Genomic DNA, 1,343 nt, shown 5'->3' with positions numbered 1-1,343 from the left:
CGCGCCAGCAACCGTAAACACGCAAACCGAGTACCAGCTTTATGCAGCAGCTATAGAATCCGACTTGGCTCAATTAAAAACATTTGCCGACATTAGCGACAAAGCAACATACAAATCAGAAGCGCTAGAGCGCCAAGACTACCTAGGCTACATAAACCAATACCTCCTAAGCGGCCAAAACCACCACAACAAAGTGTTGGCGTGGGTGTTTATTTGGCTAGTTGATTTAAAGCGCTGGGATGCAGTAATGGACTTATTGCCATTAATGATCGAGCAAAAGCAACCACTGCCAACCGTGTTTAATACCAAGCACTGGGCGGCGTTCGTTATCGACCAGCTCTACGACGATGCAAATTACTACCTTGCCGAATCACAGCAGCAAGGCCTGTACGACATTGGCTTTATACTGCACCGCTTAATTTACGTAGTTAAAAACCAAGACTGGGCAGGGCTAGAAGTCGTCGGCGGCAAGCTTTACGCAATAGCTGCAAAAGTAAATAAAGCACAGCTCAACCTAGGCAATGCGCTTTACTTTGCAGAAATGGCCCAATCCATTAACGACAAAGCAGGCGTTAAAACCCTGCTAAAAGAATTGCAAAAAATGATTAAACCAGCGGAGCCAGAACAGCAAACCGCTAACTAGCTCCAACGCCAGCGGGCAACTTAGCACGTAGTCAGTATTCATTATTTGACGCTCCGTGACTAAGTGGCGCCCGCACCCAATTTAACGTGTGTGTTTTTAAAGGTGCAATATGAACTTAAGCGGTATGCCACAAGCAGATTTACAAAGTGTCAATGTAATCATTGAAGCCGTCGGCTATTACCCAGCGCTAAGCACTGCCCATTTTATTGAGCACTACGCAATAGCCCAAGAGTACGCCAGCAAAAGCGACGTACTGCTAGAAAAGCTACTTTACGCACAGGCCGAAATTAACCAAGAGCTAGCAAAAACACAGCTTACCAATGGCCAAACGTTAAGCGCCGCACAAGCCCTGTTTTATAAGCGCGCAGTTTACAGCAAAGCAAAAGCCAGTTTGCTGGTATCAAAGCTAGGCAGCACGCACCGCGACAGCGCAACAGCACAAAGCCAAGCGGCAATAGACAACCACGAACATTGGTTAAGAGAAAGCATAAACGCCATGCGCCAGCTGCAAGGCCTAAGCCCAAATTTAACGGTAGAGCTACTATGAGCCAAAGCAAAATAGCAAAGCTTAAGCAGCATTTAGCAACCGCAGAATACCAAGGACGCAACCTAGCACTAAGCACCCAGTTCGACAGCTGGATAGAAGGCGGCCGCATAGAGCCAAGCAGTAAAACCATTAACGGCAACGGCCTATTGGCAG

At 47.3% G+C, this 1,343-nt stretch carries 2 protein-coding genes; both read left to right on the top strand.

The window, feature by feature from the left end:
- Positions 1–643 (top strand): phage terminase small subunit (gene gpM, locus L654_RS0102635; RefSeq protein WP_024607189.1); only part of this gene is annotated, 643 nt, incomplete at its 5' end.
- A 109-nt stretch (positions 644–752) separates the two neighbouring features.
- On the top strand, positions 753–1,190 hold the full coding sequence (locus L654_RS0102630) for a head completion/stabilization protein (protein ID WP_024607188.1): 438 nt from the start codon (positions 753–755) through the stop codon (positions 1,188–1,190).
- Positions 1,191–1,343: the final 153 nt, after the last annotated feature.

This window comes from Pseudoalteromonas sp. TAB23 (assembly GCF_000498075.1).
GTDB classification, from domain to species: Bacteria; Pseudomonadota; Gammaproteobacteria; order Enterobacterales; family Alteromonadaceae; genus Pseudoalteromonas; species Pseudoalteromonas arctica.
The sequence above is the reverse complement of the archived record's forward strand: the minus strand, read 5'-3'. Positions and strand labels throughout refer to the sequence as shown.

Bases quoted from the DNA above. Each gene is read 5' to 3' on its own strand.
- L654_RS0102630 (WP_024607188.1), top strand. From the start codon at position 753: ATGAACTTAAGCGGTATGCCACAAGCAGATTTACAAAGTGTCAATGTA.